This is a genomic window from Limnothrix sp. HT2024 (assembly GCF_059138625.1).
The window spans coordinates 4418851-4442983 of sequence record NZ_CM181121.1 but is presented as its reverse complement, the minus strand read 5'-3'; the positions used below and the strand labels follow the sequence as shown (position 1 = coordinate 4442983).

General features: G+C 54.9%; 21 protein-coding genes. 12 read left to right on the top strand and 9 right to left on the bottom strand.

The genetic code is table 11. The features are described from left to right. Positions 1-639 precede the first annotated feature (639 nt). Positions 640-1230: a lysozyme inhibitor LprI family protein gene (locus AC2IAX_RS18230; RefSeq protein ID WP_494388712.1), complete on the bottom strand. Its 591-nt coding sequence runs from the start codon at positions 1228-1230 to the stop codon at positions 640-642. A 790-nt stretch (positions 1231-2020) separates the two neighbouring features. Between AC2IAX_RS18230 and AC2IAX_RS18225 the strand changes: the two genes are divergently transcribed. The 5 genes from AC2IAX_RS18225 to AC2IAX_RS18205 all read left to right on the top strand — a co-directional run bounded on the left by AC2IAX_RS18225 (position 2021) and on the right by AC2IAX_RS18205 (position 8441). Continuing rightward, positions 2021-3865 carry an NAD(P)H-quinone oxidoreductase subunit F gene (locus AC2IAX_RS18225; protein WP_494388711.1) on the top strand — a complete coding sequence of 615 codons (1845 nt, stop codon included), beginning with the start codon at positions 2021-2023 and terminating at the stop codon, positions 3863-3865. A 160-nt stretch (positions 3866-4025) separates the two neighbouring features. Further along, a complete protein-coding gene (locus AC2IAX_RS18220; RefSeq protein ID WP_494388710.1) occupies positions 4026-5552 on the top strand; it encodes an NADH-quinone oxidoreductase subunit M in 1527 nt (508 codons plus the stop codon). A gap of 69 nt (positions 5553-5621) precedes the next feature. Further along, complete coding sequence (locus tag AC2IAX_RS18215; protein WP_190354873.1) at positions 5622-6932, top strand: CO2 hydration protein; 1311 nt, start codon at positions 5622-5624, stop codon at positions 6930-6932. Positions 6933-7192: 260 nt separating this feature from the next. Further along, positions 7193-7615: a hypothetical protein gene (locus tag AC2IAX_RS18210; RefSeq protein WP_494388709.1), complete on the top strand. Its 423-nt coding sequence runs from the start codon at positions 7193-7195 to the stop codon at positions 7613-7615. A 49-nt stretch (positions 7616-7664) separates the two neighbouring features. Then, positions 7665-8441 carry a DUF1828 domain-containing protein gene (locus AC2IAX_RS18205; protein ID WP_494388708.1) on the top strand — a complete coding sequence of 259 codons (777 nt, stop codon included), beginning with the start codon at positions 7665-7667 and terminating at the stop codon, positions 8439-8441. 273 nt (positions 8442-8714) lie between these two features. Here the strand turns inward: AC2IAX_RS18205 and AC2IAX_RS18200 are convergent, their stop codons facing one another. The 4 genes from AC2IAX_RS18200 to AC2IAX_RS18185 all read right to left on the bottom strand — a co-directional run bounded on the left by AC2IAX_RS18200 (position 8715) and on the right by AC2IAX_RS18185 (position 11663). Next, on the bottom strand, positions 8715-9041 hold the full coding sequence (locus AC2IAX_RS18200) for a nucleotidyltransferase family protein (RefSeq protein WP_494388707.1): 327 nt from the start codon (positions 9039-9041) through the stop codon (positions 8715-8717). Positions 9042-9106: 65 nt separating this feature from the next. Beyond that, complete coding sequence (locus tag AC2IAX_RS18195; protein WP_494388706.1) at positions 9107-10639, bottom strand: cryptochrome/photolyase family protein; 1533 nt, start codon at positions 10637-10639, stop codon at positions 9107-9109. A gap of 118 nt (positions 10640-10757) precedes the next feature. Continuing rightward, entirely contained in the window at positions 10758-11099 is a 342-nt protein-coding gene (locus tag AC2IAX_RS18190; protein ID WP_494388705.1) for a DUF3082 domain-containing protein, read from the bottom strand. 315 nt (positions 11100-11414) lie between these two features. After that, positions 11415-11663: a hypothetical protein gene (locus tag AC2IAX_RS18185; protein ID WP_494388704.1), complete on the bottom strand. Its 249-nt coding sequence runs from the start codon at positions 11661-11663 to the stop codon at positions 11415-11417. A gap of 95 nt (positions 11664-11758) precedes the next feature. On the opposite strand from AC2IAX_RS18185, the gene AC2IAX_RS18180 reads away from it, so the two are divergent. From AC2IAX_RS18180 to AC2IAX_RS18165, 4 genes are all read left to right on the top strand, one after another. Beyond that, on the top strand, positions 11759-12931 hold the full coding sequence (locus AC2IAX_RS18180; protein WP_494388703.1) for a Re/Si-specific NAD(P)(+) transhydrogenase subunit alpha: 1173 nt from the start codon (positions 11759-11761) through the stop codon (positions 12929-12931). Further along, on the top strand, positions 12928-13206 hold the full coding sequence (locus AC2IAX_RS18175) for an NAD(P) transhydrogenase subunit alpha part 2 (protein WP_099535096.1): 279 nt from the start codon (positions 12928-12930) through the stop codon (positions 13204-13206). The genes AC2IAX_RS18180 and AC2IAX_RS18175 overlap by 4 nt, the downstream gene beginning before the upstream one ends. 384 nt (positions 13207-13590) lie before the next feature. After that, complete coding sequence (locus AC2IAX_RS18170; protein ID WP_494388702.1) at positions 13591-15030, top strand: NAD(P)(+) transhydrogenase (Re/Si-specific) subunit beta; 1440 nt, start codon at positions 13591-13593, stop codon at positions 15028-15030. A gap of 450 nt (positions 15031-15480) precedes the next feature. Next, a complete protein-coding gene (locus AC2IAX_RS18165; RefSeq protein ID WP_099535100.1) occupies positions 15481-15882 on the top strand; it encodes a hypothetical protein in 402 nt (133 codons plus the stop codon). A gap of 74 nt (positions 15883-15956) precedes the next feature. Here AC2IAX_RS18165 and AC2IAX_RS18160 read toward each other — a convergent pair whose 3' ends face one another. Then, positions 15957-17909, bottom strand: a complete 1953-nt coding sequence (locus AC2IAX_RS18160; protein WP_494388701.1) for a metallophosphoesterase family protein — start codon at positions 17907-17909, stop codon at positions 15957-15959. 4 nt (positions 17910-17913) lie between these two features. Next, the gene (locus tag AC2IAX_RS18155) at positions 17914-18381 is read right to left on the bottom strand and encodes a DUF1824 family protein (protein WP_494388700.1); all 468 of its coding nucleotides are present in this window, start codon (positions 18379-18381) and stop codon (positions 17914-17916) included. 1179 nt (positions 18382-19560) lie between these two features. On the opposite strand from AC2IAX_RS18155, the gene AC2IAX_RS18150 reads away from it, so the two are divergent. Further along, positions 19561-19983 (top strand): nuclear transport factor 2 family protein, encoded by a 423-nt coding sequence (locus tag AC2IAX_RS18150; RefSeq protein ID WP_494388699.1) that lies wholly within the window; start codon positions 19561-19563, stop codon positions 19981-19983. 73 nt (positions 19984-20056) lie between these two features. Beyond that, the gene (locus tag AC2IAX_RS18145) at positions 20057-20191 is read left to right on the top strand and encodes a cupin domain-containing protein (RefSeq protein ID WP_494388698.1); all 135 of its coding nucleotides are present in this window, start codon (positions 20057-20059) and stop codon (positions 20189-20191) included. Between the two features lie 76 nt (positions 20192-20267). Here the strand turns inward: AC2IAX_RS18145 and AC2IAX_RS18140 are convergent, their stop codons facing one another. Continuing rightward, positions 20268-21503, bottom strand: a complete 1236-nt coding sequence (locus AC2IAX_RS18140) for an LL-diaminopimelate aminotransferase (protein WP_494388697.1) — start codon at positions 21501-21503, stop codon at positions 20268-20270. Between the two features lie 319 nt (positions 21504-21822). Between AC2IAX_RS18140 and AC2IAX_RS18135 the strand changes: the two genes are divergently transcribed. Further along, entirely contained in the window at positions 21823-22671 is an 849-nt protein-coding gene (locus AC2IAX_RS18135) for a DUF1350 family protein (RefSeq protein WP_494388696.1), read from the top strand. Here AC2IAX_RS18135 and AC2IAX_RS18130 read toward each other — a convergent pair. Next, entirely contained in the window at positions 22668-24128 is a 1461-nt protein-coding gene (locus AC2IAX_RS18130; RefSeq protein ID WP_494388695.1) for a serine/threonine protein kinase, read from the bottom strand. The genes AC2IAX_RS18135 and AC2IAX_RS18130 overlap by 4 nt on opposite strands. Positions 24129-24133: the final 5 nt, after the last annotated feature.

The following is a 24133-nucleotide window of genomic DNA, read 5'->3' as shown; positions in this document are numbered from 1 at the left end:
ACCCTGTCATTTTAGTGATTTGTGATTACTCTAAACTGACTCAGCAATCAGGGTTTCAGACCCAGATCACTCGATCGCGGGGTTCCCGTGGGCTAATTTCTTTGAGAATAATCCACCCTAATCAAGGTTTTTCATTCATTGTTTGTCTAAATGTTTTCAAAAGTGTGAATTATGTTCGGAAATCGCAATTTTTTTGAAATTATTGTGAATCTTGGTTTGTTTTTGGCAATTTCCGCAAAACAAGCCTTGAGGAAATCAATTTTTCTCAGACAAAAATTTCGTAAGAGTCTTTAGAGTTCCTCAAGATTAAGATAGACCAAATTTGAAAAATCGGGGGCCACCGCCACTCCCTGCGCCGGGGGCAATTGGTTAATAGCTCACTCTACAAAGATGAGTTGATACAGAAAAATTTACAAAAACAGCCAAGATTCCCAAAATCAGTTCACTCAACTCAAGTTTGATCGATTCAAGTTCGATCACCATCCCCTAGAACATTTCCCTGAGAGGATGCCTGAGAAGTATCTTTCGGCCCGAACTAAGCACCAATAGTCGTGGCAGCAAGGGGCTTAAGCCCCTTGTTTCCGTCGATCGCTGGAGCATACAGAGTAGCAATTTTGGCTTTTCAGACATCCTCTGAGGTCATCTGTTGTTCAAGGCTTCTTCCAGGGCAACGGTGCGCTGATCAGATAAACGAATCACACAGCGATCGCCCGTTGATTGCAGACTTTGTTCAAAGGCACAGGCGCGATCGCGAAACCGAATCCAGGCTTCTTCAGCCGCAATCAGGCGCGATCGCTGGCTGCCCGACTGGGCTTGCAACAGGGCTTGGTAGGCCCGATTTAAAGCCGCATCCGCAGCGGGTTGGCTGAGGCGGCCGGCGGGAGGAGTTGTGCCTTGGCGATAGGCCTGCAAATCGTTCAGCCGCTCCTGGGTCACAATCTCCTTGCAACTCCATTCAATCAACGGTTGCATGGAGCCACCTTCAAACTCGCCAGACGCAAAAGCACAGTGGCGATCGCGGAAGGCGATCCAAGCCTGCTGGGCACTCACCAACTGTTGCTGTTGGGGGGCACTGAGCCGGACGATCGCCCGTTGGTAGGTTTGATTCAAGGTGCGATCGACCCGTTCCCAGCTTTCATAGGCACAGCGGTTCATGGTGGTTTGATCTTGCGGATCCCGGCAATCCTGAGCCTGGGCCGCAGCGGGCAAAACCCCCACCCCAACAGCCATTCCCACCCCAGCGATCGACCCAACGAGCCATAACCCCAGCCATCCGGGGGCCGATCGTTGGATTCGCTGCTGGATCCAAGTTGGGAAATGATTGTGCGAATTCATCTGCGAATTTATCTGCGAACTCATTTGCGAACCAGCTTCTACCGATGATTGCGCCAGTGGGTGGTGCAACATGATTCAACCCCCTATTTGCCGACTTGTTCAATGCTGATTAGATTCGCTGCCCAGTTGATGCCTATTCAATCACTTGGGATTTGAAGGGATTGGATTTTGAGGGAATGGGGCATCGAATCTTCAAATCGAATCCTTCAGTTAAATCCATCAATCGAATCTGTGGCTCAGAGCCAGGAGCATGATCTAGCGATCAATACTTAGTAATAAATACTTAGCAATGTCAGGTTACTGATCAACTATTTGGATATTTGGATCGATTTCGATCAGTCACGATCGCCCGTTGCCATCCGCCTCATAGTCCTTTACAGCCCCACAGCGCGATCGCCCTCCGGATCATTGACCCAAAACTCCTGATTGGCCCTGGCGATCGGCCCTCACAGGGATCCCAAATGTCAGGGATTAGCAATAAGCCACACTTAGACCCTTCATCGGAGTTTCCAAGCATTTGCTTATAGATTTTCCCTTTTGAACCCAGTAATCTTAAAAACAACTAAAGCATTCTTAAACTTGCATAACAGGACTGCGTTGCTGCATTGTCTGTTTCAGACTCTGCGGCCCAAAATTCTGCGCCCGAAACCTGCTATTCGTACCCTGATTCCCATGGAAAACGCCTATGGATCGCTGGATTATCGATAACCTTTGGCTGGTGCCGACCTACGCCCTCTTTGGCGGGTTGTTGGCCCTGCTTTGGTCGCCGGCCTTCATTCGGCGCACCGGCCCGCGACCGGCGGGCTATTTCAACATTCTGTCTACGGGCTTAGCGTTTTTACATAGCGCTTTGGCCCTGCCCCTGATTTGGAACCAGCCGGAAGCCACCATTTCCTTTAACTGGCTGGATGCGGCAGGGTTGAATGTGGATCTTGACCTCAAGGCTTCCGTGGTGAACGTGGGCACGATGGCCCTGATTTCCGGGATTACCTTCCTGGCGCAACTGTTCGCCGTGGGCTACATGGAAATGGACTGGGGTTGGGCCCGGTTCTATTCCTTGCTGGGCCTGTTTGAAGGCGGCATGTGCCTGCTGGTGCTGTGCGACTCGGCGTTTTTCAGCTACATCGTGCTGGAAATTCTAACCCTGGGCACTTACCTGCTGGTGGGGCTGTGGTTCAGCCAACCGCTGGTGGTGACGGGGGCGCGTGATGCGTTCTTGACCAAGCGGGTTGGGGACTTGGTGTTGCTGATGGGCGTGGTGGCGCTGCTGCCGATCGCCGGGACTTGGAACTTTACGGACTTGGCCGAGTGGGCCAAGACGGCGGAACTGGATCCGACCGTGGCGACCCTGCTGGGCTTAGCCCTGGTGGCCGGCCCGATCGGGAAGTGCGCCCAAATTCCGCTGCACCTGTGGCTGGATGAGGCCATGGAAGGGCCGCTGCCCGCGTCGATTTTGCGGAATGCGGTGGTTGTCCCGATCGGGGCTTGGGTGTTGGTGAAATTCCAGCCGATCGTTGCCCTGTCGCCCGTGGCGGTGACGGTGGAATGGGTGGTGGGCTTGGTGACGGCTCTGCTGTGCAGCGCGATCGCGATCGCCCAAATCGACATTAAGCGGGTGATGTCCTACGCCACCAGTACCTACATGGGGTTGGTGTTCGTGGCGATCGGCTTTGGCCAATCTGACCTGGCCCTGTTGCTCTGCTTGACCTATTCCGTGGCCATGGTGCTGTTGAGCATGAGCATTGGCTGCGTAATTTCCAACTGCGTCACCCAGGATGTGACCCAGTTGGGCGGTCTGTGGCCCAAGCGCCCAGCAGCGGGCCCCGGATTCCTGGTGGGGATGTTGGGCTTGGTGGCCGTGCCGCCCTTGGGCTGCTTTTGGGCCCTGTCGGCCCTGGGTGGCGCTTTGTTGGAAGCCAATCAACCGTTGATTTTTGCGGCCCTGCTGCTGATCAACGCCATGACGGGCTTTAGCCTAATGCGCACCTTTGGCTTGGTGTTCTTTGGCTCCGAGTCGCCCATGACCCAGCGCGCGCCGGAAGTGCTCTGGCCCATGAGCTTCCCGACGCTGGTGATGGTGGGGGTGGTGTTGCATACGCCACTGCTGTTGATCCAATGGCAGATTTTGCCGAGCCTGGGAACCACGGAGGCGATCGCCCTGGCGGCTTCGTCCTTGGTGGGTTTGGGGTCGGCGGCGGCCCTGTACCTGAATCCGCAGGTGGCCAAGCCGATTCACTCGATTCCGGCTCCGATTCGCGATTTCTTTGCCTATGACCTCTATACGGCGAAGCTCTATCGCAACACGATCGTGCTGGTGGTGGGCGCTGTGTCCGGCGTTCTGTTCTGGATCGATCGGTTCATTGTCGATGGTTTTGTGAATGCGGTGGGGGCGCTGACGGTGGTGGGTGGCCAAGGCTTGCGCTACAACACCACGGGTCAAGTGCAGTTCTATGCCCTGTCGATTCTGTTGGGGGTGGTGCTGTTTGGGGCGCTGGTCGCTTGGCCGATTTTGGCCCCGGCGGTTCCCTAGGGTTCGATCGCAGCCCAACCTGTAGGGGCGCACGGCGGTGCGCCCCTACCCGCAACCCAACCCAGACAAGGGGCTTAAGCCCCTTGCCCCTCGGTGATTCAGATTTAGACCGTCGTTTTGATCGCAGCCGTCAATCGCAGCAATATCACAGTAAAAGCCTATGTTGAGCGCATTGATTTTAATTCCGGCGATCGGGGCGGCCCTGGTGGGCCTGTGGCCCGGTCAGCCCAACTCCGCCCTGTTGAAAAAGGTGAGCCTGGCGATCGCCAGCGTGATTTCCCTGTGGACGTTGTATTTATTTGCCCAGGTCGATGTAAATGCGATCGGGGCGCAAATGACCGAATATTTGCCCTGGGTTCCCCAACTGGGCTTGAGCTACAGCCTGGGTGTGGATGGATTGTCGCTGCCCCTGGTGGGCTTGACCGCCCTGCTGGCCTGGATTGCCATTTGCAGCAGCGATCGGGACTTGGCTCGCCCCCGGCTCTACTACGCCATGATTTTGCTGGCGATCGCCGGGATTAACGGCGCATTCCTGGCTCAGAACCTACTGCTGTTCGTGATGTTCTACGAACTGGAGCTGATTCCCTTCTATTTATTGATTGCGATTTGGGGCAGCGAACAAAAACGCAGCTACGCCGCCACCAAATTCCTGATCTACACCGCCATTTCCGGCATTTTGGTGCTGGCGGGCTTCCTGGCCCTGACCTGGCTCAGTGGCTCCACCAGTTTTGATATCGGTCAAATCGACATTCATAAGCTATCCGACAGCGCCCAACTGATTTGCCTGTTGCTGTTGGTGGTGGGCTTCGGGATCAAGATTCCCCTCGTGCCCCTGCATACTTGGCTGCCCGATGCCTATGTGGAATCGTCGCCCGCCACCACAGTGTTGCTGGGCGGTGTGCTGGCTAAGCTGGGAACCTACGGCTTGCTGCGCTACGGCTTGGGTCTGTTGCCCGATGCTTGGGGGACGATCGCCCCGGGTCTGGCGCTGGTGGGTGTGGTCAGCGTGATGTACGGCGCATTGACCGCGATCGCCCAGAAGGACATCAAACGGATGGTGGCCTACAGCTCGATCGGGCACATGGGCTACATCATCGTCGCCGCCGCCGCCCTCAACCCCCTCTCGTTGCTGGGTTCTGTGGCTCAAATGGTCAGCCACGGCTTGATTTTGGCGATTCTGTTCTACCTAGTGGGTGTGATCGAAAAGAAGGTCGGCACCCGCGACCTGGACAAGCTGAACGGCTTGATGAGTCCGATTCGGGGCTTGCCCCTCACCAGCGGCCTGTTGGTGCTGGCGGGCATGGCCAGCGCGGGCATCCCCGGGATGGTCGGCTTCGTGGCGGAATACATGGTGTTCCAAGGCAGTTTCACCACCTATCCCGTGATTTCGCTGCTTTGCATCCTGGCTTCCGGGCTGACGGCGGTGTACTTCGTGATTTTGCTGAATCGCACCTGCTTTGGCCGCCTGGACAACGCCACCGCCTACTATCCTGCTGTGCGGTTTGATGAGCACCTGCCGGGTCTGATTTTGACCGCGCTGATCGTTTGGCTGGGGATTCAACCCACCTGGCTGGTGAAGTGGATCGAGCCGACCACAGACGCGATGATCGCTGCGATTCCCACGGTGACCCAACCGGTGGCGATCGCCCCAAGCAAGCCGGCCCGGTCGGCCCCCGCGATCGATTAAGGACAGATCCGGGTAGGGGCGTACGGCCGTACGCCCCTACTGAAACCTTGGAATTTTCCCCACAACATCATGGTTCAGACCCCAATCAAACCGGACACCGCCCCCAAAATTCCGCCCTCGCAGCATGAATTCGCGGAAGTAATTCATCGCCTCGAAGCGGGCGGCGCAATGTTGCCCGACACGCCGGAAAACCTGATGCAAATCATCGGGATTTACAAGGCCTATGCCGTGCCGATGGACTTCTATTGGCGGGACTTGCTTTACATCGCCGAAGAAGTTTTCCTCAATCCCTTTCCCTTCTTCAAATATTTCCTACCCCAGAAATATTTAGACCTGCCGAACCACTACGCGGGCGACACCGCCGACCTGCGAATTTGGCGCGGCATTGCCACAGCGCACCCAGAATTGCTCGAATTCATGAGCAAGGGTGAAACGATCAAAATGCCGAAGCTGTTCCATCACCTATGGCACGATCGGGTGAATATGGAATTCGCGGAAGCCTGTATGCAGGCCATGCTCTGGCATCGCAAAATGTATGCGGGCGTGAATCGGTTTGATGATTTCCTGAATACCGAGGAATATCGCCAAAACTGCGATCGCGCCATCAAAGCCTACTTCAAAGGCAATCCAATCATGTTGGGGATGTATAAACTCTTCCCCGAAGCCTTCATTGAGCAATGCCGAATGATGTCCTATTACAGCAATTTGGGGCTGTTTTGGGAAATCATGGCTCCGGTGTTTTTTGAGATGTCAGACATCTACGATGAAGGCGGCTTCAAGGGTGTGCCCGATGCCATGAACTTCCTGATCAATGGCATCTTTGCGATTTCCGGTCGCCCGATCTATCACCGCGTGAATATTCGTGGTGAATGGTTTGATTTGGTGCCCAAAGATAAGGGTTTCATGTGGCTCTATGATGCGGCATTGCCCTACGTGGAAGCGGTGTTTTATCGCACGGCTCCGTTCCGGGGAACCAAGTCCTACAACGCCCAGGCGGGTCAAGTGCCCAGCGAGCAAGCGGACTTCCATTACGGCATTCTGTACGCCGACGTATTCCCCGTGGGAACCGCCGGGATTCCGCCCACGCAGTTGATGCAGGATATGTTGCATTTCCTGCCGCAATATCTGTTGGATTACTATCACCAGCATTGCCGGGGCGAGGACGATATGTTGATTCAGCTGGGGATTACCTTCCAGCGATCGATGTATTGCGTCACCTCCGCCGTGATCCAAGCGCTGCGAGCGGCGTTGCTCTACCCCTTAGATGACGAAAACCCAGAGCACCTGATGGCCAACCGCAAATTCTTTGAGGCGCAAATGGATCGCTTCAAGCGTCCTGAGGCTCGCCTGCGCGATATCCAAAATCGCGATTACCGCTAAGTTTCCTTCCTAAGAGTTGCTAGGTTGAACTGCCACGCAATGGCGTTCGATCGAGTGACCAAGCGATCGGGTTAGTGTGTCCCCACTAGCCCGATTTTTTTGTTGTGGGACTATATCAATCTAGGATTCTATAGTTGAATTTAGTATCACAAATCTGCTTTGTGGAGCTAGAATCGCTACAATGATATTGTCTGTTAGTTGATTGTTGATTTTTCTCAGACCGACTCGTGCCCCAATATACTGATGCGTGGGTAGCTTCTATGCTGTCTGATCCAAAGCCTTTCCCCAAGGATTGGCGCAAGAAATTAGCCTTGAAGGATACTCGGGGAGGCCGGGAAGCATCTATTTGGCTGGATAGTCTTCACGGATATTCATTTAAGGTGACTCTCCGACAGAATAAATTTAACCGTCTCAATTTCGGTGTCTTCTTATTCCTATTCCGTCCCAGCTCTCGCAGCTTGATTCATTTATTACGATATGACGGCAAGTACCATGATCATTTAAATTCAATTGAACAAGAGAGGATTATTAATGAATTCCATATCCACCAATTTACTGAGCGCTATTTTGAAAAATACGGTTTTGAAAAAATGGATGGTTGGGCCTATACTACCAATCGCTATCAAGATCTTAACGGCGCGTTTCGTTGTCTGATTGAAGATGCTAGTTTGGAACTACCATAAGAAAGTATTCCCTTGATTGAGTGGCTGTAGATAATGAGGTGATCAGACTATGTCACTAACTTTGAAAGAAAAGGTTTCTCAAGATCTGTTGAGTGAGTTTCGTTTTTACGATGAAGGGAAAGATCGCTTTCGGGTAGCAACACCATTTCTTTTCAAAGATAGCGACTTCTTGATGCTAGTTCTGAAAAAAGAGGGTGATCATTGGATTGTTTCTGATGAAGGCGACGGCTTTATGCGACTGACCCTCCATATGAGCTGGAAGCATTTTTCAAGCGGAGGCACTCGAGAAAAGCTTTTACAGGGTATCCTATCAGAATTTCAAGTCACTGATCGAGATGGTGAATTAATTGTTCCAGTTGAAGACGATAACTTTGGAACAGCACTTTATCGTGCTTCTCAGGCAATCTTAAAAATACTTAACCTATCTTTTCTTGAGAGAGAGAAAATTCGTTCAACATTTTTTGAAGACTTTCAGAACTTGTTTTATGAGAATTTTTCCGATGGTTTATATAAATTTGATTGGTCGCATCCCGAGAAAGATACTGCAAGGCATTACTTGGTTGACTGTCGAGTGGAAGGTAAAACCACTCCTATATTCATTTACGCACTGAATAATGATAACAAGCTAGGAGATGCAGAAGTCTCAATTTATAAGTTTCATGAGTGGAATCTCAAGTTTAAGCCAGTTGCAATCCTAGAGAAAAGCTCAGCAGTTTCTCAGAAGCGACTGGATCGATTTTCAGAAGTATGCAATATTCATTTCACAGAATTCAGTAGCCAACGTGATCAAATTGTCCGATCAATCTTAGACTTGACTCAATCCTAAATAATCTGAATTCTCAATCTACTTCTGTCAAATCGCTTATGTTTCATGGGCTTAATAGTCTTTAATTCTCTTCACTTACTTCACACCATCAAATTTGGGTAACTTTGTTTGAAATAGTCAATTCCCTGATGTCACCAAAAATCTGTGAAATGCTGTCAACGGTAACTGACCCAATTAAAACTATCCACTTCAAATTCCTGGAAGTATTCGATTGAGTAACAAAGTAGCAATAAGGGTTTCAGGAATGTTTGTCCAATGAATTGTGAACAAAAACTAAATATAAATTGCGTCACGATCAATTCGGCGTTTTAGATAGGAGTTCATGCGTGGGCGATAGCGGATAAGGTCGATCGAGCGCTGGAAAACCTGTTCCAAATCTGCCTTGATATCGACCATTGTAAATAGGTCGGGCACAGTCAATTCCAGCACAATATCGATATCGCTGTCGGGCGTGGCTTCGTTGCGGGCCACGGAACCAAAAATACCGAGGCGAGTTACACCATATTTTTGGTGGAGGTTGGGGGCGAGTTGCCGCAGGGTGGCGAGGATGAGATCGCGATCGGGAGGGCTTTTGGATAAGCTCGGTGTCAGTTCGGTCATCGTTGACAGGTTAACCCTTGGTTACACTCGAATTTCAAGCCCTTGAAATCAAGGATATTGATATTCTACTGATTCAATAATTGCTGTTGGCGATGCCAGGCGACGGAGAGGGCGCGGATTGCGGCCATTTCTTCGGCGGGGATTTTTTCCAGATGCTTCAAAATTAGGCTCATGCGCCCCTGTGATCGCAATTTGCTCTCGTGCCGCGCCAGAAAATCCCAATAGAAAAAGTTAAATGGACAAGCTTTTGGGCCGGTGCGATCGCGCGGGTTATATCGACAACCTTTGCAATAATCACTCATCCGATTGATGTAGTTCGCTGAGGCGGCATAGGGCTTGGAAGCCAACAAGCCCCCATCGGCAAATAGCCCCATACCCATCACATTGGTTTGCATTACCCAATCGTAGGCATCAATAAAAACCGCGTGGAACCAGTTCTCCACTTCCTGGGGATTCAGACCCGCAATTAGGGCAAAGTTCGACAACACCATGAGCCGCTGAATGTGGTGAGCATAACCGGTGCGATCGACCTGTTGCAGCACCTGGCGCAGGCAGTTCATATCAGTGTTGCCGTCCCAAAACCACTGGGGCAGAGCGTGTTGGTGGCCAAACCAGTTGCGATCGGGGTAGGGCGGTTCCTCGTCAGCTTTCAGCACTTGCAGGTAAATGCCGCGCATGTATTCTCGCCAGCCCAGCACTTGCCGAATGAAGCCTTCAACGCTGGCGATCGGCAGACCCCGATCGCGCCAGGCCTTTTCGGCGGCAAAGATCACCTCACGCGGATGCAGCAAGCCGAGGTTGAGGTAGGGCGAGAGCAGGGCGTGCCACAGGGTGTCTTGGCCCGTCACCATCGCATCTTGGTAGGGGCCAAAGGTGCGGAGCCGGTGGGCGATGAAGTGGTCGAGCACGTCGAGGGCACGCGATCGGGTGGTGGCCCAGCGGAAGGAGTCGATCGATCCGTAGGTGGGCAAATCGAGCGATCGCACCTTTTCGATCACCGTCAGCACAATTTCATCGGGCGCAAATTCCAGCGGTGTGGGCGGATGTAGCGGCCCCTTGGGGGGTTGGCGGTTGTCCTTGTCAAAGTTCCACTGGCCGCCGACGGGCTTGGAACCTTCCATCAAAATTTGGAATCGTTTGCGCCCTTCCCGATAGAAATCTTCCATGAGGAAGCGTTTTCGGCTGCCAAACCAGTTGGCTAGCTCTGTCTCGCTCCAGAGAAATTGGTTATTGGGGATTTGTTCCAGTTTGCAGGGCAAATCGAGCTGATTCAGGGTTTGCTGAAAGGGCCGATCGACCGGAGCCATCACCAACAGCCGATCAATTTGGTGCTTGATCACCCAGGCGCGTAGGGGTGTGGCGAAATCTTCTGCCTCGGCCCAGGTGGCGGGCCAGCCCATATCCTGCAACTCCCGCACAAAGTGGCGCATGGCCGACCAAACCAGCACCAATTTTTGGGCATGGTAGGGCCGTTGGCGCACATGGGCCAGGGACTCGATCGCGATTACCGGAACCCGCGCCCGATCGCCCGCACAGGCCACCAACGCCGCTTGCTCGTGCCACAGTTGATCGCCCAAAATCCACACCCCCGTTTTCATGGGGATGCTCAATTGCTGGAGTTCCGCACCCATTAAGCCCTACCGATTTCTGACGGATTCTCGACCGATTTCTATTGCTTGACTGATTTCTACTGCTTGTGCGCCTAAGCAGGTGCTCCTAAGCATCGGTGGGCCGATCGCCCCGGCTCCCCCGCACCCAAAGCTGCACCATCAGCGCCAACAACCCCAGGGCCACAAAGCTAAAGACAAAGGTTCCCAGGGTTCCCACCCCCACCACCAAGGTGCGCACCGCACCGCCAATGCTGAGGGTGAGGCGGTTGGTACTGGTGATGGGGTGGGCGGCGAAGGTTTGGGCAATTTTATAGGTCAGTGCGCCGGCTCCCACCGCGATCGCCGCCGAAATTCCGGAACCCCCCAGACAATCCAGGGGTGAGGGCATTTTCTTGGCGGGAGTTTCGGGGGTGGTTTTGCTGGTTTTGGTGTTGGGTTTGGAGGTCATGGCAAGGCGGCGCTAAACGCTGACTCCCCTTAATTTACAGCCGATCGGGTCGTTCCCACCGCGCAAAGGCAGATCCCGGGGAGATCGGGGCAGTTTCCCCTTCAGCCGCATCAATGCAGAGTGAATTGGGGTGAATTCAAGGCGATCGGGGGCGATTTGGAGCCAGTCGGCAACCCATTCTCTCCCTGATGACTGGGTTGCTTCCCCTGGCTCGTTACAAGCCAGTTGTAGAACTTCATGAAGAAATTCATAAACTTCATAAACTTCTTCATGGGATTAAAAAGAGATCAAACATTTATTTTGGTATTTTCGGGATCATGCTCCCGCATCATCAACCACCTTGAGCATTTGATCCCTATTTTTACTTAGTGATTCCCTAAAGGTGTTCTTAAGAATTGCTGGAATAAAGTCAGTGCAAAATTCTTTTCTCTGATGAAGCAGTTTTGACGATGATTGTTTTTCTTCAAAGCAAGGGAAAAGCTTATCTCCAAAGGCGATGAGCGTTCTTTGGAAAGCCCGTGAAATTGCAACAAATTCCTTTAGGCAAGTTGTTATAAATGTCATCACTCGATCGCGCGATCGATAAGACAAGTTGAAAATTCCGATCGCAACCGGGGGATCGGCCTAGGATGCAAGCAGTTGCGCGGAAGCGAACGCGTATGAAAGTTGCGGTTGTGAAAGAAGTGGCGCTGGATGAACGGCGCGTGGCCCTGGTTCCCGACGTGGTAGCTCGTTGGGTCAAAAAAGGGCTAGCGATTGCCGTTGAAGCCGGCGCGGGAGAACGCGCAGGATTTACGGATTCGGCCTATGAAGCGGCGGGTGCAACAGTGACGAGCGATCGCGCTCAACTGTGGCAAACGTCGGATTTGGTGACGAAGGTTTTGCCCCCCACCGATGAGGAACTGGGTTGGCTGAAGTCGGGATCGATGTTGATGGGCTTTTTGGAGCCGCTCGATCGCCCTCAGTCCATCAAAACCCTGACAGAACGGGGTATCACAGCGATTTCCCTAGAATTCGTGCCTCGCAGCACTCGTGCTCAGGTGGCGGATGCCCTTTCGTCTCAGGCCAACGCAGCCGGCTACAAAGCTGTGCTGTTGGCGGCGGCGGCCCTGCCCAAATATTTCCCCATGTTGACCACAGCGGCGGGAACCATTCCGCCGGCCAAGGTGCTGGTGTTGGGCGTGGGCGTGGCTGGGTTACAGGCGATCGCCACCGCCCGCCGATTGGGGGCCGTGGTGGAAGCCTTTGACATCCGCCCGGAAACCCGCGACGAGGTGCAAAGCCTCGGGGCCCGGTTTGTGGAGATGAAGATCGAGGAAGAAACCAGCGGGCAAAACGGTTATGCCAAAGCGGTTTCCGATAATTTGCAAGCTCGGATCCAAGCCACCGTGGCTGAACGGGCGGTTGGGGCCGACGTGGTGATCACCACCGCCAAAATTCCCGGCCGCCGTGCCCCGATCATGATCACCGCCGACACCGTGGCCCAAATGAAGCCCGGTTCCGTGATTGTGGACTTGGCCGCAGAACAGGGCGGTAACTGTGAATGCAGTCAGCCGGGCCATGACCATGTGGTGAATGGGGTGCAAATTTTGGCCCCGATGCACTTGGCCGGCACGGTCACCACCCACGCCAGTATGCAATACGCCAAAAACTGTTCGGCCCTGTTGGACTGGTTGATCAAAGATGGGCAACCGGTGTTCAACTTTGCTGACGACATTTTGGACGCGGTTTGCATCACCCACGGTGGCGAAATTCGCAACGATCGGGTGCGAAATTTGGTCGCTACTCTCTCAGAAACCCCTTCGGCTGAATCAATGGTGTTGGCCTCATGAGTGAAACCTTGGTAACGGGTTTGGTGGTGTTTGTTTTGGCCTCCTTTGTGGGGTTTGAAATCATCAACAAAGTGCCGCCCACGCTCCACACCCCTTTGATGTCCGGTGCGAATGCTATTTCGGGAATTGCTGTCGTGGGGGCAATTTTGGCCGGCGGCGCAGCACAACTCAGTGGCCCCACCATTCTGGGTCTGGTGGCCATTGTGCTGGCCATGGTGAACGTGGTTGGTGGCTTTTGGGTGACCGATCGAATGCTGCAAATGTTTAAGAAATAGCCTGACAGCCACTGGAAAAGCGCTTGAAAAAGGCTTGAACTTAAAAGGCTCGAAGACAACCTGAGAAGCAACCTCCAAATTTCCCAGCAATGACCCTTTCCTAAACCGATCGACTGACTCGATTGTCCAGCCGTTCCATCGCCCAATGGCTATTTTTCATCTTCAAAATGGGCAAGCGATCGAGAGCAAAGGCCAATCGAAGTCAGCCGGTACAAAGTCAGGATGCAATTGAGGGTTTGATGCAGGGGATCGCCAAAGGTTGAATTCCGGGGTTCAATTCCGGAGTTGAATTCAAGACTTCACTCAACGCTTCATTCAACGCTTGGCTCAATGAAAGGCTGGAATTTTGAAGCATCCTGAGACCAAAGGGCGAGGACATAAGGAATGATCGATGGACTTGTATCGGGTGTTTTGCCCGCTGAATGGTGGACAACGATCGCCCGGCTAAGCAACTTAGCCGCCGCGGCCCTGTTCATTGTGGGGATCAAAATGCTGGGATCGCCCGCCACCGCTCGCCGGGGCAACTGGCTGGCGGCCGTGGGCATGGCCATGGCGATCGGGGTAACCCTGCTCGATCGCTCCGCCGTCAACTACGGCGCATTGTTGGCCACCCTGGTGGCGGGATCGGTGATTGGTCTGATTGCCGCCAAGCGCGTTGCCATGACCGACATGCCCCAGATGGTGGGCCTGTTGAACGGGTTGGGCGGCGCGGCTTCGGCTCTGGTGGCAGCGGCAGAATATTGGCGGATTGTGAACACGGGCGCACCGGTTCCCACCGATACGGCCGTGACCGTGATTGCCGGGCTACTAATTGGGGGCATCACCCTCACGGGTAGTTTCATGGCCTTTGCCAAGCTGCAAGGATTGGTGACCGGCGCACCCATCACTTTTCCCCTGCAACAACCGGTGAATTTCGGCTTGCTGGTGGGCTTTGTGGCCAGCGGTGCTTATTTGCTGATTCACCCAGGCGACTTGACGGTTTTGTGGCTGCTGACGGGCATTTCCCTGGTGCAGGGGGTGTTGGTGGTGTTGCCGATCGGGGGGGCGGATACTCCGGTGGTGATTTCGCTGCTGAACTCCCTGTCCGGTCTGGCGGCCAGTGCGGCGGGTTTTGTGTTGGGCAATGAAATGCTGGTGATTGCCGGGGCGCTGGTGGGCGCTTCGGGGCTGATCTTGACCCAAATCATGTGCAAGGCCATGAACCGATCGCTGACCAATGTGCTCTTTGGGGCCTTTGGCAGTGTCAGCACGGCCACGGGTGACGGCGGCAGCGGCGATGCAGGTTCCCACACGGTGCGCTCGATCGACCCGGAAGAATGCGCCATGATGCTGGGTTATGCCCGATCGGTGGCGATTGTGCCCGGCTATGGCATGGCAGTAGCCCAGGCCCAGCACGCCGTGCGGGAACTGGCCGATCAGCTAGAGCGGTTGGGGGTTGATGTGCGCTATGCCATTCACCCGGTGGCGGGCCGGATGCCGGGCCACATGAACGTGTTGTTGGCGGAAGCCAACGTGCCCTATACCCAACTGTGCGACCTGGACGACATTAACCCGGACTTTGAGCGGGTGGATGTGGCGCTGGTGATTGGGGCCAATGATGTGGTGAACCCGGATGCCCGGGACAATCCCCAAAGTCCAATCTACGGGATGCCGATTCTGGAGGTCGATCGCGCCAAACACACGATCGTGATCAAGCGCAGCATGAACCCCGGATTCGCCGGTTTGGATAATGCGCTGTTCTACGAAGATAAGACGATGATGCTGTTTGGCAGTGCAAAAGAAAAAGTGTCTGAGCTGGTGGCCAGCGTTAAGGAACTGAGCTAGGAATTAATAGGAATTAAACAGACCACCATCCCCGATCATCGGGGTTGAAAAGCAGGTTTGGAGTGCGGGTTGATTGTGCGGGTTGGTTGTGCGGGCTTGCGATGTCAATTGCAACCTGCGCTCGGGCCTTCGCAATCATCCAGGACTTGAATCATTCAAGGCTTGCAACCCAAAAGTGCGGGGATGAGTCTTTTAATTCAATCAGTTAACTCAACCCGTGCATGGGCCAATCAACACATGGGGGCGATCGCCGTTCCCATCATGAGCCGAACTGATTTGGAGAGCTTGAGCGATCAATCACGATCCCGCAACTTTCCCGATCGTTCGGCTTGACCTATGCAAAGGTTGAAATCGACTGAGGGTAGCTTTGCTCAGGCTCGCCAGTGTCGTCTTGCGAGACGGGCTGTCGGTGTGGGCTGTGGGCTGCTGATTTCAAACAACCACGACACTATGAAACGTAACTTTCCGACCCAGGCGCTGCAATCGTTGACCATCGTAGGAAGCTTTGTGGCCCTGGGCCTTGCGTCCGGTTTGAGCGCCCAAGCCGCAGAGCCGATCGAGACCGATCGCCAGTCGATCGGGAGCCTGACCCAGCGCAATGCTTACCCGCCAGAATTTTCGCGCGCCTTTTTGCAAAGCTGTACCCGATCGGCCCAACAGTCGGGCCAGTTTAACCAACAGCAGGCTACGCAATATTGCCAATGCTCCTTGGCGGAATTCCAGTCGCGCTATACCTTGCAGCAAACCATGAACCTCTACCAACGAATGCAGCAATCGAACAGCAATGAGCTGCCGCCGGAAATGATGCAAATTGCGCGTACCTGTGTGCAACGGGTGTTTGGCACTCGCTAATCAAGTTGAGTTAATCAGACTGAGCTAATCAGGTTGAGCTAATCAAGTTGATCCCGTGAGTAACAACTCGCTCTTCAACTTCCTCCCTCGTTGGCCGGGGCCCCAAGCGTGAACCGATCGAACGGTTGAGCGGGTTGCTCCGGCTTTCTGATGTCAAAGGCATAGCTGGTGACCGTTCCGGCGGCCGTGTCCAAAATGCTGAAGGCGGTGATTTCGTTGCTGGCCAAGTAGGGCTGGGGGGTTTGATCCAGGGGATCAATCAAAGGCGCGATCGAGGGCACAATCGGGGGCAATCCATTGGGATCCCCGATTGCCACGTAGTCCGATCGCTCAAATCCGCTGCCCTCCGCTGGAATGCCCGATCGCCCCCGATCGCCCCAGGCTGCCCCATAGCTATTGCCCACGTTAGAAGTTTCCAAGTAATGGGTGCGGCCACGGTGGAATCGATTCCACAGGTGCGAGTGGCCATACAACACCAAGTCCACCCCCGCCGATTCCAGCAGGGGGGACAAGTATTGGGCAATGACATCTTGATCGCGCGGATAGGCATATTTCACCGCCGTCACCTGGCCCAGGTCATCCCGCGAGATCGTCTGGATTGGATCCGTAAACGGTGGCACGCTGTTATCCCCCAAGGTATGGGGCGGGTGGTGAAACATAACCACGCGATACTTGGCTTGGCGAAACGGCTCGCCGGCCAATTCCGCCTGGAGCCATTGAAATTGCGGACTCCCCGGGGCGATCGACTCAAAAATATGCTGACCCCAACCCCAATCGATCGGACTGTGGGGCTGGCCTTCGTGGAAGCGGCCGCCAAACTTTGCTGTCAAAATGGGCGATCGCCAAGCTTGGGTCACGTTCAACACCACCAATCGCAGATCCCCAAAGCTGACGGCGTAATAATTGCCCTCGCTCCGATCGTTGGTTGGCAGCGTCCAAATTTCTTCGTAGGTGCGCGTATTGAAGGATTGATCCACCAAGGCGGCCTGGCTGATTGCTTCCCCCGGTGTTTCCCCCAGCGTTTCCCTTGGAACCTCGCCGGAAGCCGGATCTAAATCGCTCGCCCACCGTTGCGCGACCCAGCGCGGCACGGTGTCATAAAATTCCCGGTTGAGATCTCGGGCCCGCCCCACCCGCCCCATCACCTCATGGTTGCCTAGGGCCGGGAACAGGGGAGCCTCCTGCAAAATGGCCCCGCCTTGGTAGGTGTGACCTTGGAGCGATCGATTGGCTCGTCCTTGCAAACAGGGAAAAAACGCCCCACCGCCCGCATCGTCAAACCATTCCGAAGCGCGATCGGGCACATTCACCAAATCCCCCGCAAACAACACCCCATCCACCCGACCCACCGTGGCCAACACCTGTTGCAAATTGGCCGCCACCATCGGTTTCAATTGGTGATCCGAAGTCAAAAGCAGTTGCAGCGGTTGGCCCGGCTGCGGTTGGGGCGACAGGCGAAACACCCCGCTACTAACGGTGTGATCGCCCCCTTGACTCGTCACCCGATAGGGAACCGACTGACCCGGCAGCAACCCCGAAACGATCGCCTCATGTCGCCAAATGGGCCGCTCCCAAACCTTCACCCCCTCCGGTTGCTGGGCTGCCACTCGCTCCGGTAGTCGCGATTGGCCGTCTTCGCGGGTGCGGGTCAGGCGGCGGGTTTGGGCCAAGGCTTGCCGATCGAGCCGATCGCCCCAATCCACCCAATGGCGATCGCCCGGCCATTCCGTGAACCAAACCACATGCACCGAGTCCGGCCCCGGCAACTGCAAAAACGGATCCGTCAAAAGCTCCATAGCATCCCCCTCGGATAACTGGGCCGACCACTGGGAAAGCGGGTGCAGGGCTGCGGATCCCGCAGCGGGCGGCATTTCCAGCGCCAACATCCCCCCGATCGCCAGCAACACCAACAGCAGCAGCCCCCAAACGCCGCCACCTCGCGCCATTTTCGGGAGTTGCCGGATCCGTTGCCACCGGCCAAGCTCCCGAGCGCGATCGCTCAACCACCGTCCCCTTGGTCGCCCCATCGCCCTAGGCAAACAAATCTAAGGGTAAATGGCCATACATCGCATTGAGTTCCTCATCTACCTGGGACTGACAGGACACCAAAACCCCTCGATTTTCACCCTGGTAGGGTTCCGCATAAAACAACAGGGAGTTGGTGTTGCACTTGATATAAATCGGCTGTTCCGGATTGGCCACCCCCCGCTGTTCCGGCTCCGGCGGCACTTCGCGACCTAAACCGGCCCCATAGGCCCGCACGGCCGCCAACCCTTGGGCGATCGAATCCGCACAAACCCCAAAAATCACGCAGTCCGCCTCATGAACCACCGTCCGCAGGGCCGATCGAATAATCGCCTGCTGGCTCTCCAAGAGGGTAGGCGCTTCTTCCAAACAGTTAAACACCGCCAAAACCTTTTGGGCTTCCAGCAACGACAGGGGAGCCGTTCCCGCCCCATTAGCCCCTAACGCATCCGATCGACGAGTTGAGTTGTCCATAGCAATCCAGAGTTTCCCTTGTCCACAAACTTCACCGCAAACTTCACCGCAAGCAATCAAGACTGCAAGCAATCCGGGATTCGATCCGCTTAAAGTTGCCCAAAAATGACCCAACCTGCAAACGAAGCCGCCCGATCGCTCTCTGATGGTTGCTCCCCCCCATCTGTCGCAATCCATTCCGGGATCCCAAATCGTAGCGTAGGGCCGGAAACCAACTAGAGCCAATCTTGATCAAAATTCTGGCCAATTCTCATCCCCATTTCCATCTTGCCCCACCCAGCTAGCAACAACCCCATGGAGAATTTCACCGAAACCTCCACTGAGAAATAGAGCATTAGCGTGATTTTTCAATTCTGATTCCGGAAATGTGACGGTTAAAAATCCGGCAACAATCAATGGGTTTTCCTGGCACAAGTAACAAGAGATACATATCCCTTGAATATCCCCTGAAGCACCAAAGAATCTCTAAAACACGAAAAATTCAAGTTAAAACAGCATTTTTCCGCATCAGCAATCAAAAGCGTCTGATTACTCAATGAAGCAAATCATACCAAGCACAATCGTGGTCAGTGGCTATCAAGGGTGACGCACAGCGCGATCGGGCAGAGCAGTTTGGCAGGGCAATTCGACAGGGCAAAAAAATTTTTTAGAAAAGCTGGAACTTTTTCCCCTTTCAAGGCAACAATATAGGCAAGAGTAGTGGAGAGATGTGTCACCGCTGCGGAGACCTGGCAGATTCGTCTGCCGGATCTCTGCATTTTTTTTGGGAATTTTTTGAGCCGCTACCCGCTCCCACTGTCGTTACGAAGTGACCCAAAAGAAAAGGGTACAAGCCCCGCCCTTCTAGGGCGGCTTTGGTTGCTAGAATGAGAATGGTTGAAATCCCCACCTCATCTTGCAGCGATATACCAGCCGTTGGGCTGTGAAACCGGGACTGGGACAGCGAGAGGGAAAGAATCTGAGGGCAACGGAGAAGCCGACCCGAAGACACCCAATTTAGTCGCGGGCGGGCAGTCCGAGACTCTAAACGGACGTGGAGGGAGCGTCAGACTGGCTTGCCAGCAGCACCCTATGAAGCGTCAACCCGTGGTCTAGTCGAGCAACTTCGGTTGTTTGCCTAGGGCCGGAATCCCCGCCCCTTTAGGACGGGGAGGATGTCAACGCATGAGGGTTTCAGCCATGGAAAGTCGTCCGCCCCTGCCGCCGTTTACCCACGAAACCGCGATCGCCAAAGTGCAAGCCGCCGAAGATGCTTGGAACACCCGCGACCCGGAGCGCGTATCGCTGGCTTACACGGAAGATTCGGTTTGGCGCAATCGATCGGAGTTCTTTTCAGGGCGGGACAAAATTCGTGAGTTCCTGACCCGCAAGTGGAATCATGAGCTGGACTATCGGCTCAAGAAAGAACTCTGGAGCTTCACCGATCACCGCATCTCCGTGAAGTTTGAGTATGAATACCACACGGACTCGGGGCAGTGGTATCGCGCCTATGGCAACGAGCAATGGGAATTCGCGCCCAATGGCCTAATGCAGCGCCGGGAAGCCAGCATTAATGATGTGCCGATCGCCGAGGCCGATCGCAAGTTCCGCTGGGAACGGTAGCCCGAGCACCGGAACCATGAAACTGCACGCCGACCTCCACCCGCACATTGTGATTGACATCAAACTTACCTGGATGGATTCGCCCATGCCGGGAATGCAATGGCGGAGGCTCGATCACGATGGGGAAGAAGCGGCCCGGGCCACCTCGATCATCCGTTACGGCCCCGACAACCGCCTTGCTAGCCACACCCACGGCGGCTCGGCATGATTGATCGATGGGCGATTCACCTCGATCGAGGGCGCACATTGGTGCGCCCGTACAAGCGATGACCCGGGTTTAGGGATTAGGCCTTGAAGGTTTCGACGATCCGGCGGGTGGCTTCTTCCACGTTGGCCCGGCTGTTGAAAGCCGAAATGCGGAAATAGCCTTCGCCCGCTGCGCCGAAGCCCGAACCCGGCGTGCCCACCACATTGCAGGTGTGCAGCAACTTATCAAAGAAATCCCAGCTCGACAGGCCGTGCGGCGTTTTCACCCACACATAGGGCGCGTTGATGCCGCCGTAGACCGCCAAACCCGCTTCGGTCAGCTTCTCGCGGATGATTTGGGCATTTTCCAGATAGAAGCTCACCAGGGCCTTGGTTTGGGCTTGACCCTCGGGTGAGTAGACCGCCTCAGCCCCGCGCTGGACGATGTAGGACACGCCGTTAAACTTGGTGGATTGGCGACGGTTCCAGAGGCTCCACAGATCCACGCCCGTGCCGTCGGTGGTTTGGCCCTTCAGGGTTTTGGGCACGACGGTCAAGGCGCAACGGGTTCCCGTGAAGCCCGCATTTTTGGAGAAAGAGCGGAACTCGATCGCGCAGTCGCGGGCCCCTTCAATTTCAAAAATCGAGTGGGGGATTGCCGGATCGGTGATGAAGGCTTCGTAGGCGGCATCGAAGAAGATGATCGAGCCGTGGCTGCGGGCGTAATCGACCCAGGCTTGCAGGTGCTCGCGGGTGGCGACGGATCCGGTGGGGTTGTTGGGGAAGCAGAGATAGATCAGATCGACTTTTTCGCTGGGGATTTGGGCGGTGAAGTCGTTTTCAGCGGAAATCGGCAGGTAAACCAAGCCGCCGTATTCGCCCCGATCGTTCGCGTCGCCCGTGTGGCCGGCCATCACGTTAGTGTCCACATAAACTGGGTAGACCGGATCGGTGACGGCGATCGTGTTGTCGTTGCCGAAGATGTCCAGAATGTTGCCGCAGTCGCACTTGGAACCATCTGAGATGAAAATTTCCGAGGCATCAATGTCGCAGCCACGGGCTTGGAAATCGTGCTGGGCGATCGCCTCGCGCAGCCAAGCGTAGCCCTGTTCGGGGCCGTAGCCTTTGAAGCTGCCCCGATCGCCCATGTCGTTGACCGCATTGATCATGGCGGTGCGGCAGGCTTCCGGCAGCGGCTCGGTCACGTCACCGATGCCCAGGCGGATAATCGGCGCGTCGGGATGTTCGGCGGCGAAGGCATTCACCCGGCGGGCGATTTCGGGAAACAGATAACCGGCTTTTAGCTTTAGGTAGTTGTCGTTAATTCTGGCCATGGTTGCCCCTGGGGGTTGCGATCGGGAATGTTCACCACTCACTCACCCGGTTCACTGACCCAACCAAGCCAGACAAGGGGCTTGAGCACCTTGCCCCGCCGCGATCAACCAGCCAGACAAGAAGCTTGAGCACCTTGCCCCACGGCGATCGCGCGTCACAGGTTTGATGGGGTGAACGTTTCCCGAGTTGGAGTGTCTAACCAGCCTACGGCCCTGGCGGGATCTTCTGGCGATTCGGGGGGAAAATTCCGCCGAACTCCCGCCCCATAAGCAAAGCGCTACAATGCCAAGGGTTTTGATCAACAGGCGCGGGCGATCGATGGCGGGACAAGCGGCACAGTGGCGTGAGTTGGATGGCGCTTGGGTTCTGATTCCAGCGAATCCATTGGGAGTTATTCATTTCTTGGGCGGGGCCTTCGTGGGGGCCGCGCCGCAGTTCACCTACCGTTGGCTGCTGGAGCGGCTGGCCAATCGCGGCTATGGGACGATCGCCACGCCCTTTGTAAATTCTGGGTTTGACCATGAGGCGATCGCGGAAGATGCGCTGATTCGGTTCGATCGGGCGATCGATTGGCTCTACCGGCATGGTCAACTGCGGCGGCGATCAATCCCGGTCTATGGCCTCGGACACAGCATGGGTTGCAAGCTGCATCTATTGATCGGCAGCATCTTTGAGGTGGAGCGGGCGGGCAATGCGCTGATGGCCTTCAATAACTATTCGGCGCAACGGGCGATTCCGCTGTTCGATCGCTTCGGCCCCGTGCTGGAGTCGATTAACCGCGCTGTACCTGGGGCTGTTCCGGCCGATGTGTTTGATAAGCGGTTGAATGCGGAATTCACCCCATCACCCACGGAAACAGAGCAACTGATCGCCGCCCAATACGGGATTCGCCGCAATTTGCTCATTCGTTTTGCCACCGACGATCTGGATCAATCGGCGCGTTTGGCTCCGATTTTGCAGCGGCGCTTTCCCGGCTGGCTGGCGATCCAAGATTTGCCGGGAAATCACCTCACGCCGCTGGGCCAGGATATTCAGTGGCAAACTCGCGGGGCTTTTAGTCCGTTGGATGCGATCGGTCAGTGGGCGAAGCAGGAATTTTTGTTCCGCGATCTCAATCGCCTCAGTCAGGAGCTATTGCGCTGGCTCGATCCGCTTGGCCCGACCTAGGCGGGATGCACGGCGCGATAAATCCACCACCCGATCGCCAACCCAACCCAAGCCGCCAAAGTTGCCAAAACAATCGCCAATCCTTTGTGGTCTTTCATTTCATCAGCCGTCGGTCCTACGAATACGCCCAAGGTTAGGGGCCAGCTCCCCCACCATAGACCCGCAAATACAAACCCATAACCACTAACAAACTCCCAAGATCCACGCCAAAGACCCACGCCAGCCCCAATTACAGCCAAAGCCAAAACCCAATACCAACCCCAATCCCAATTCCGAGCCACAGCCCAAGCCCAAGCCCCAGCCACAGCCCCAGCCCCAGCCCCAGCCACAGCCCCAGCCCCAGCCCCAGCCCCAGCCACAGCCACAGCCACAGCCACAGCCCCAGCCCCAGCCCCAGCCACAGCCCAAGCCACAGCCCCAGCCACAGCCCAAGCCACAGCCCCAGCCACAGCCCAAGCCACAGCCACAGCCACAGCCACAGCCCAGTTAATCAGTGGTGATGGTTGGACACTGACACCAATGCCAACGAGCGTGTATGCGATCACACAACCCAACAGCCCTCCCCAAGGGATACCAGCAAGCTTATCGTTGGGGGCGGACGATTCAGCGCTTCTCGCAGGTGGCTGATCTATTGCAGTAAGAACTTGCAAAAACTGGGTCGCAGATTGTGGGCGATCAGCAGCTTCCAGCTCCAATCCTGCCATCAGCATGGTGTTCAAGACCGCAGAGATACTAACCAGTTGCCCAGGGGGTGTGAGAGTTCCTCCCGATAACTTGCGCTTGAGAGATTCAGTCGGTCGGCTACCCGTCACTGCAAAATATAAACTTCCTGCCAAGCCAAAAATATCTGCTGAAGGGTATCTTGCATCTTTGGGATTAACAATTTGCTCATAAGGCGCAAATCCCTGATTCCAAATTGTGCCTTTTGAACTTTGAGAGGATGGCCAGAACTCCTTCGCACCACCCAAATCAATCAGTACCGCTTTCCCATCAGGACGAAGCATAATATTACCGGGATGCACATCCCGATGAACAAGCTGGTGATTATGCATCCATTCCAAGGCACTACCAATTTGTTTAGCAATAGAGATTACCTCTGCTTCCGGCAATCGACCTCTTGCTTTCACTGCTTCAAATAAGTTCTGCCCCTCAATAAATTCCATCATCAGATAATGATGGCTAGCCGGCTCTGAAAACAGGTCAAATACCTTAACCAAGTTGGGGTGCACTTCACGGGCCGCAAGTTTGGCCATGACTTGCCCCTCTTTCATGAACCGCGCCACATACTTTTCATAGTCCGGGTCATGCCGCAAATACTCAATTTGAGACTTCAGCACCACATACCGCTTGAGATTTCGATCCCAAGCTTTGTAGGTAATGCCAAAGCCCCCTTGCCCTAAAACGGACTTGATTTCATATTGCCCCCCACGCAGGGTATCGCCCGGTCTCAAAGACATAAAAA

Excerpts from the sequence above, each read along its gene's own strand:
- AC2IAX_RS18230 (WP_494388712.1), bottom strand. The coding sequence starts at position 1,230 with ATGGCTGTTGGGGTGGGGGTTTTGCCCGCTGCGGCCCAGGCTCAGGAT.
- AC2IAX_RS18225 (WP_494388711.1), top strand. The coding sequence starts at position 2,021 with ATGGATCGCTGGATTATCGATAACCTTTGGCTGGTGCCGACCTACGCC.
- AC2IAX_RS18220 (WP_494388710.1), top strand. The coding sequence starts at position 4,026 with ATGTTGAGCGCATTGATTTTAATTCCGGCGATCGGGGCGGCCCTGGTG.
- AC2IAX_RS18215 (WP_190354873.1), top strand. The coding sequence starts at position 5,622 with ATGGTTCAGACCCCAATCAAACCGGACACCGCCCCCAAAATTCCGCCC.
- AC2IAX_RS18210 (WP_494388709.1), top strand. The coding sequence starts at position 7,193 with ATGCTGTCTGATCCAAAGCCTTTCCCCAAGGATTGGCGCAAGAAATTA.
- AC2IAX_RS18205 (WP_494388708.1), top strand. The coding sequence starts at position 7,665 with ATGTCACTAACTTTGAAAGAAAAGGTTTCTCAAGATCTGTTGAGTGAG.
- AC2IAX_RS18200 (WP_494388707.1), bottom strand. The coding sequence starts at position 9,041 with ATGACCGAACTGACACCGAGCTTATCCAAAAGCCCTCCCGATCGCGAT.
- AC2IAX_RS18195 (WP_494388706.1), bottom strand. The coding sequence starts at position 10,639 with ATGAAAACGGGGGTGTGGATTTTGGGCGATCAACTGTGGCACGAGCAA.
- AC2IAX_RS18190 (WP_494388705.1), bottom strand. The coding sequence starts at position 11,099 with ATGACCTCCAAACCCAACACCAAAACCAGCAAAACCACCCCCGAAACT.
- AC2IAX_RS18185 (WP_494388704.1), bottom strand. The coding sequence starts at position 11,663 with ATGACATTTATAACAACTTGCCTAAAGGAATTTGTTGCAATTTCACGG.
- AC2IAX_RS18180 (WP_494388703.1), top strand. The coding sequence starts at position 11,759 with ATGAAAGTTGCGGTTGTGAAAGAAGTGGCGCTGGATGAACGGCGCGTG.
- AC2IAX_RS18175 (WP_099535096.1), top strand. The coding sequence starts at position 12,928 with ATGAGTGAAACCTTGGTAACGGGTTTGGTGGTGTTTGTTTTGGCCTCC.
- AC2IAX_RS18170 (WP_494388702.1), top strand. The coding sequence starts at position 13,591 with ATGATCGATGGACTTGTATCGGGTGTTTTGCCCGCTGAATGGTGGACA.
- AC2IAX_RS18165 (WP_099535100.1), top strand. The coding sequence starts at position 15,481 with ATGAAACGTAACTTTCCGACCCAGGCGCTGCAATCGTTGACCATCGTA.
- AC2IAX_RS18160 (WP_494388701.1), bottom strand. The coding sequence starts at position 17,909 with ATGGGGCGACCAAGGGGACGGTGGTTGAGCGATCGCGCTCGGGAGCTT.
- AC2IAX_RS18155 (WP_494388700.1), bottom strand. The coding sequence starts at position 18,381 with ATGGACAACTCAACTCGTCGATCGGATGCGTTAGGGGCTAATGGGGCG.
- AC2IAX_RS18150 (WP_494388699.1), top strand. The coding sequence starts at position 19,561 with ATGGAAAGTCGTCCGCCCCTGCCGCCGTTTACCCACGAAACCGCGATC.
- AC2IAX_RS18145 (WP_494388698.1), top strand. The coding sequence starts at position 20,057 with ATGGATTCGCCCATGCCGGGAATGCAATGGCGGAGGCTCGATCACGAT.
- AC2IAX_RS18140 (WP_494388697.1), bottom strand. The coding sequence starts at position 21,503 with ATGGCCAGAATTAACGACAACTACCTAAAGCTAAAAGCCGGTTATCTG.
- AC2IAX_RS18135 (WP_494388696.1), top strand. The coding sequence starts at position 21,823 with ATGGCGGGACAAGCGGCACAGTGGCGTGAGTTGGATGGCGCTTGGGTT.
- AC2IAX_RS18130 (WP_494388695.1), bottom strand. The coding sequence starts at position 24,128 with ATGTCTTTGAGACCGGGCGATACCCTGCGTGGGGGGCAATATGAAATC.